Genomic DNA, 7116 nt, shown 5'->3' with positions numbered 1-7116 from the left:
TGGCGGCGGTGCTGGACGGGGTTGTTCTGACGGGTGTGGTGCATGTTGCGGGGGTGCTGGATGACGGTGTGATCGGTGCGATGACGCCGGAGCGGTTGGATGGGGTGTTCGCGCCGAAGGCGGATGCGGCGTGGTATCTGCATGAGCTGACGGCGGGGATGGAGTTGTCGGCGTTTGTGATGTTTTCGTCGGTTGCTGGGTTGTTGGGTGGTCCGGGGCAGGCGAATTATGCGGCGGCGAATGCGTTTTTGGATGCGTTGGCTGTGGTGCGGGTGGGTGGTGGTCTGCCGGGCCGGTCGTTGGTGTGGGGTCCGTGGGTCGGTGTGGGTGGGATGGCTGACCGGTTGTCGGTCGGTGATGTGGAGCGGTTGGCTCGGCAGGGTTTCCCGGCGTTGGGTGCGGTCGAGGGTATGGAGTTGTTCGATGCCGCGATGAGTGCGGGTTCGGATGCGGGTGGGGCGGTGATGGTGCCGTTGCCGTTGGATCTGGTGGCGTTGCGGTCGCAGCCGGCCACTGTTCCGTACCTCCTCCGCCACATGGCTCGCGTCTCCTCCCGGGGCAAGGCCGGCGGAGGCGCGACCCTCGCAGGACGGCTGTCCGGTCTCGGTCCGGAGGAGCGGGAGCGGTTGCTCCTGGACGTGGTGCGGGAGCAGGTCGCCGGCGTACTGGGCCATGCCACGGCCAACGCCATCGAGGCCGACCGCGCCTTCAAGGAATTCGGCTTCGACTCCCTGACAGCCGTCGAATTCCGCAACCGCCTCAACATCGCCACCGGGCTGGAGCTCCCCTCGACCCTGGTGTTCGACCACCCGACCGCCCGCGATGTGGCCGTACAGATACAGGAGTTGCTGGCCCCCCGCGATGCCGACGGGTCCCAGCAGCTGATCAGCGAGGTCGAGCGCCTCGAGGCCGCTCTTGCTGCCGCCTCGCTCGTGGACGGTGGGCGCGCTCAGATCACGGCGCGTCTGGAAACCCTGCTGCGCCGCTGGAACGCGGCCCAGCCCGATGCGGCGACGGCCGAGGACGAGCCGGATCTCAGCACCGCATCCGACGACGAGCTGTTCGACCTGCTCGACAACGAACTGGGTCATTCCTGAGAGCTCTTCGCAGTCCTCATATGAACTTCCTCCGAGATTGGGTATGACGACGATGGAGAACGACGCCAAGCTCCGGGAATACCTCCGGCGAGCCACCACTGACCTGCGCCAGGTCCGCCGCAAGCTGCGGGAGGCCGAGACCAGGGAACACGAGCCGATCGCCATCGTCGCCATGAGCTGCCGTTTCCCCGGCGGCGCAGGGTCCCCCGAGGATCTGTGGGACCTGGTAGCGGCAGGTACGGACGCCATCGCCGACTTCCCGGCCAACCGTGGCTGGAACGTCGACGACATCTACGACCCGGAGCCGGGGAAGCCGGGCAAGAGTTACGCGAAGACCGGCGGATTCCTCTACGACGCCGATGAGTTCGACCCGGAGCTGTTCAAGATCAGCCCGCGCGAGGCCGAGGACATGGATCCGCAGCAGCGGCTGCTGCTGGAAGCCTCCTGGGAAAGCCTCGAGCGCGCGGGGATCGACCCTTCGTCGCTCAAGGGAAGCCGAACCGGCGTGTTCGCCGGTGTCGTCTACCACGACTACGCGAGCGTCACGACTGCCGGCAGCCTGGTGTCCGGCCGGGTGGCCTACACCCTCGGCCTGGAGGGCCCGGCCGTCTCGATCGACACGGCCTGTTCCTCCTCGCTGGTCGCGCTCCACCTCGCGATCCAGTCACTGCGGCGCGGCGAGTGCTCCCTCGCGCTCGCGGGGGGCGTCACCGTGATGTCCACCCCGGACGTGTTCGCCTACTTCAGCGAGCAGCGCGGCCTCTCGCCGGACGGCCGCTGCCGCGCCTTCGCCGCCGACGCGAACGGTACGGGCTGGGGCGAGGGCGTAGGCGTCCTCCTGGTGGAGCGGCTCTCGGACGCCCGCCGCAACGGGCACCCGGTGCTCGCCGTGGTACGTGGCTCGGCTGTGAACCAGGACGGCGCCAGCAACGGCATGACCGCACCCAACGGTCCCGCCCAGCGACGCGTCATCCAGGACGCCCTGAACTCGGCCGGGCTCACACCCTCCGACATCGATGCCGTCGAAGCGCACGGCACCGGTACGACGCTGGGTGACCCGATCGAGGCGCAGGCGTTGCTGGCCACCTACGGCCAGGACCGAGCGGAAGGCCGGCCGCTGTGGCTGGGCTCCATCAAGTCCAACATCGGTCACGCCCAGGCCGCCGCGGGTGTCGCCGGACTCATCAAGATGGTCCAGGCGATGCAGCACGGAGTGCTGCCGAAGACGCTGCACGTGGCGGAGCCATCGCCGAAGGTGGACTGGTCCGCGGGTGCGGTGGAACTGCTGACGGAGGCCCGGGACTGGCCCGAGAAGGATGGTCCGCGGCGGGCGGCTGTGTCGTCGTTCGGGATCAGCGGCACGAACGCGCACGTGATCATCGAGCAGGCGCCGGAGGAGGAGCCCGCCGAGAGTGACGGGGCGGAGGAGGGCCCGGCTCCTGCTCTGGAGCTCCCGGTGCATGCGTGGGTGCTCTCGGCCGCCGGCGTGGACGCGTTGAAGGAGCAGGCGGGGAGTCTGCTGGACCGGGTTGCCGCGTCTGACATACGTCCGGTTGATGTCGGTTTCTCGCTCGTGACCTCGCGTGCGGTGCTGGATCAGCGTGCCGTGGTGGTCGGCCGCGACCGCGAAGAGCTGATCGCTGCTTTGGGTGTGTTGGCGGAAGGACGCGAAGGTCCCGGTGTGGTGCGGGGGACTTCTCGTTCTGCCGGGGCTCTGGCCGTCCTCTTCACGGGTCAGGGTGCGCAGCGGGTGGGTATGGGGCGTGAGCTCCACGAGTCCTTCCCGGTGTTCGCCGAGGCGTTCGATGCGGTGGTCGCGGAGCTGGACGGACACCTGCCCACGTCGCTGCGTCAGGTTGTGTGGGGTGAGGACGCGGGGCTTCTGGAGCGGACGGAGTTCACGCAGCCGGCGTTGTTCGCGTTCGAGACTGCGTTGTTCCGGTTGCTGGAGTCGTGGGGTGTGCGCCCGGACTTCTTGGCTGGGCACTCGGTGGGTGAGCTGACGGCCGCGCACGTGTCGGGTGTGCTGTCGCTGGCGGATGCGGCACGGCTGGTCGCCGCGCGGGCCCGGCTGATGCAGGCCCTGCCGACTGGCGGCGCGATGGTCGCTGTCCGCGCATCGGAGGACGAGGTGCTTCCGTACCTGACCTCGGACGCGGTGAGCATTGCTGCGGTGAACGGTCCGGACGCGGTGGTCATCTCCGGCGCGGAAGCGGACGTGCTGGAGGTTGCGGCCCGGTTCGAGGCGGAGGGTCGTAAGACCAGTCGCCTGCGGGTTTCGCACGCGTTCCACTCGCCGCTGATGGAGCCGATGCTCAACGAGTTCCGTACCGTCGCCCAGAGTGTGACGTTCGGCGAGGCCCGTATTCCGGTGGTCTCCAACCTCACCGGCGAGCTGGCAACCCCGGCAGATCTGCGTACGCCCGAGTACTGGGTGCGTCACGTCCGTGAGGCTGTGCGGTTCGGCGATGGTGTGCGTGCGCTGTCGGCCGCCGGCGTCTCTGTGTTCCTGGAGGTCGGCCCCGACGCCGTCCTCACCGCGATGGCCCAGAACTCGGCGGCCGACGCGGTGTTCGTACCGGGCCTGCGCCGCAATCAGAGCGAGCCCGAGGCGCTGGTAACGGCGCTCGCGCGGCTGCACACCGTGGGCCATGTCCCGGACTGGGCCGCCTTCTACGCGCCGACCGGAGCCCGCCGCGTCGACCTGCCCACCTACGCCTTCCAGCGCCAGCACTACTGGCTGCCCGACCGCGCAGCCGGAGGTGCAGCCGCTGCCGGTCTGCATGCGGCCGAGCACCCCCTCCTCAGCGCCATGGTGATGCTTGCCGACGCCGACGGCGCGGTGTTCACCGGCCGGCTCTCCGTCGGTTCGCACCCCTGGCTGGCCGATCATGTGATCGGCGAGTCGGTGCTCTTCCCCGGTACCGGGTTCGTCGAGCTGGCCATCCGTGCGGGGGACCAGGTCGGCTCGCCGGTTCTCGATGAGCTGGTGATCGAGGCACCGCTGGTCCTGCCCGCCCACGGTTCGGCGCAGGTCCAGGTGATCGTCCGGGCTCCCGATGCCGTCCACGGAAATCGCTCGGTGGGCGTCTACTCGCGTGCCGGTGACGCGGACGCCGATGCTCCGTGGATGCGCCACGCCAGTGGGATACTCGCGTCCTCCGCCGCAGCCCCTGCTCCGGGCGGCGGGGCCGACCTGCATGAGTGGCCGCCGTCCGGTGCCGAACCGCTGGATCTGGAGGGGCTGTACGAGGGGCTCGCCGAATCCGGCATGGTGTACGGGCCGGTCTTCCAAGGGCTCACCGCGGCCTGGAGGCATGGCAGCGAGATCTACGCCGAGGCCACGCTTCCCGAGCACGCCCGCAGCGAGGCGGAGCGCTTCGGTCTCCACCCCGCTCTCCTCGACGCGGCGCTTCACGCGGTCGCCCTGACGGATGCGGTGGGTCAGGGCCCGACACTGCCGTTCACCTGGTCGAAGGTGGCCCTGCACGCCTCCGGCGCCGCGTCGCTGCGCGTGCGGCTCGTCCCGGGCGAGTCCGGTGGCGGCAGTGTCGCGGTGAGTGTCGAGTGCACCGATGTCGAGGGTCGGCCGGTTGCCACGGTCGGCTCGTTGGCTCTGCGCCGTATCTCTGATGCACAACTGGCGGCGGCAGCAGCCACGTTCCATGACTCGCTCTATCAACTGGACTGGGTGAGGCTGCCGTCGGCCATCGAGCCGCAAGCCCTGACCATCGGGACCTGGGAGGAGCTGGATCGCGGCGCACCCGTCCCGGACATCGTGGTACTCGAGGCAGGCCGTCCGGACGCCTCCGCATCCGGGAGCATCGAGGAGTCCTCGGACTTCGCCGGTTCCATACCCTCTGCCGAGTCCGTCGATGCTGTTCACACGACGACGCACCGTGTGCTGGCGGTGCTTCAGCAATGGCTGGCTGATGCCGACGGGCGGTTCGACGCCTCGCGTCTGCTGGTCGTCACCCGCGGAGCCGTGGACGTCGCCGGGCCGGAGAACCTGCCGAGTGGCGCCACTGCCTCGGAGGGTGCCGCTGGCACAGGACTGGGACTGGGTGGTCTCATCGGCGCCGCGGTCGCGGGGCTGGTCCGTTCCGCGCAGATGGAGAACCCGGGCCGTATCCTCCTCGCTGACCTGGACGGCGCAGCGGACCCCCAGTCGATCAGCGCCGCCGTCGTCGCCGCGGGGGAAGACAACGTCGCGATACGCGACGGCGTGCTGCACGCCCCACGGCTGACGCGGGCCACGGCCGACCCCGCGGACACCGGCCGGGCCGTTGTAGCGACCTCACCGTCGGCCGGCGTTCCGGCCGACGCCGACGCACCACCCGTCGCCGACGGTGGTGCCTTCGGGAACGGCACGGTGCTCGTGACCGGTGGCACCGGAGGCATCGGTGCCCTCGTCGCCCGCCGCCTGGTGGCGGACCACGGTGTACGCAGCCTGCTGCTCACCAGCCGTCGGGGCCCGGACGCCCCGGGCGCTGCCGGGCTCCGGGACGAACTCACCGCACTCGGGGCGGAAGTGACCATCGCGGCCTGTGACGTGGCGGACCGCGCCTCTGTAGCTGCCCTCCTGAAGCAGGTCACGCTGACCGGTGTGGTGCACGCGGCGGGTGTGCTCGACGACGGTGTCGTGGCCTCCCTGAACCCGGAGCGCGTCACCACGGTGCTCCGTCCCAAGGTGGATGCCGCGTTGCACCTCCACCACTTCACCGCAGGGCAGCCGCTCGCGGCCTTCGTCCTGTTCTCCTCCTTCGCCGGACTGCTCGGTGCGCCCGGGCAGGGCAGCTATGCGGCGGCCAACGCCTTCCTGGACGCTCTCGCCGTCCAGCGTCGTGCCCATGGGCTGCCTGCGCAGTCGCTGGCCTGGGGGCTGTGGGAGCTGGCCGGAGGTATGGCCGGTGAGCTGGACACCTCCGACCGTGCCAAGATCTCCCGAGGCGGCATCTCCCCTCTCACCACTGACGAAGGCCTGGCGCTCTTCGACGCCGCGCCTTCGGTGGACCGTGCCCTCGTCGTGCCGACCGCCCTCGACCTGCCCGGACTGCGGGCCCAGGGCGATGCACTGCCCGGTCTGTTCCGCGCCCTGGTGCCCACGGCCCGGCGTAGTGCTGCGGCTGCCGGAGCGGGCTCGGACACGCTTCGGCGCCGACTGGCCGGGCTCTCGGCGGAGGAGCGGAAGGACCTGCTGCTCGGCCTCGTCCAGGAACGCGCCGCAGTCGCCCTCGGCTACTCCGGGGCCCAAGCGGTCGAAGCCGATCGGGCATTCCGTGATCTGGGAATCGACTCACTCGGAGCGCTCGAACTCCGTAACAGCCTCGGCGAGGAAACCGGCCTCCGGCTACCGGCGACCGTGATCTTCGACTACCCGAACCCGCTCTCACTCGCCCGCTACCTGCTGGGCGAACTCTCCGGAGTGACGGAGGACGTGCGGACCGTCAGTGTGGGCACGGCCACGGACGACGATCCGATCGTGATCGTGGGCATGGCCTGCCGCTATCCGGGCGGTGTGGAGTCCCCAGAGGACCTCTGGAACCTCGTCGTCGAGGGTCGGGACGGGATCACGCCCTTCCCGACCGACCGCGGCTGGCGGGTCGACGCGCTTCTCGACCCGACCAGCACGCGGCCGAACACGAGCTACGTGGGTGAGGGCGGCTTCCTGCACAGGGCTGCCGAGTTCGACCCGGACTTCTTCGGGATCAGCCCGAACGAGGCGTTGATCATGGACCCGCAGCAGCGGCTGCTGCTGGAGGTGTCATGGGAGGCGCTCGAGAGTGCGGGCATCGTTCCGTCGACGCTCGCGGGCTCTCGGACGGGTGTCTTCGCGGGTGTGATGTACCACGACTACGCCGCCAACAGCGGTACAGGAGCCATCGCTTCGGGCCGCATCTCCTATGTCTTCGGCCTCGAAGGGCCGGCGGTGACGGTGGACACGGCGTGTTCGTCGTCGTTGGTGGCGTTGCATTCGGCGGTGCAGTCTCTGCGGTCGGGGGATTGTGATCTGGCGTTG

General features: G+C 69.8%; 2 protein-coding genes. Both read left to right on the top strand.

The window, feature by feature from the left end; genetic code table 11:
• A partial coding sequence (locus tag ABZY45_RS34965; protein WP_356746290.1) for a KR domain-containing protein occupies nt 1-1097 on the top strand: 1097 nt, incomplete at its 5' end.
• A gap of 43 nt (nt 1098-1140) precedes the next feature.
• Nucleotides 1141-7116: type I polyketide synthase (locus ABZY45_RS34960; protein WP_356746289.1), on the top strand; the 5976-nt coding region annotated here is incomplete at its 3' end.

This window comes from Streptomyces sp. NPDC006516 (genome assembly GCF_040611875.1).
Taxonomy (GTDB): domain Bacteria; phylum Actinomycetota; class Actinomycetes; order Streptomycetales; family Streptomycetaceae; genus Streptomyces.
This window is presented reverse-complemented; position numbering and strand designations above follow the sequence as displayed.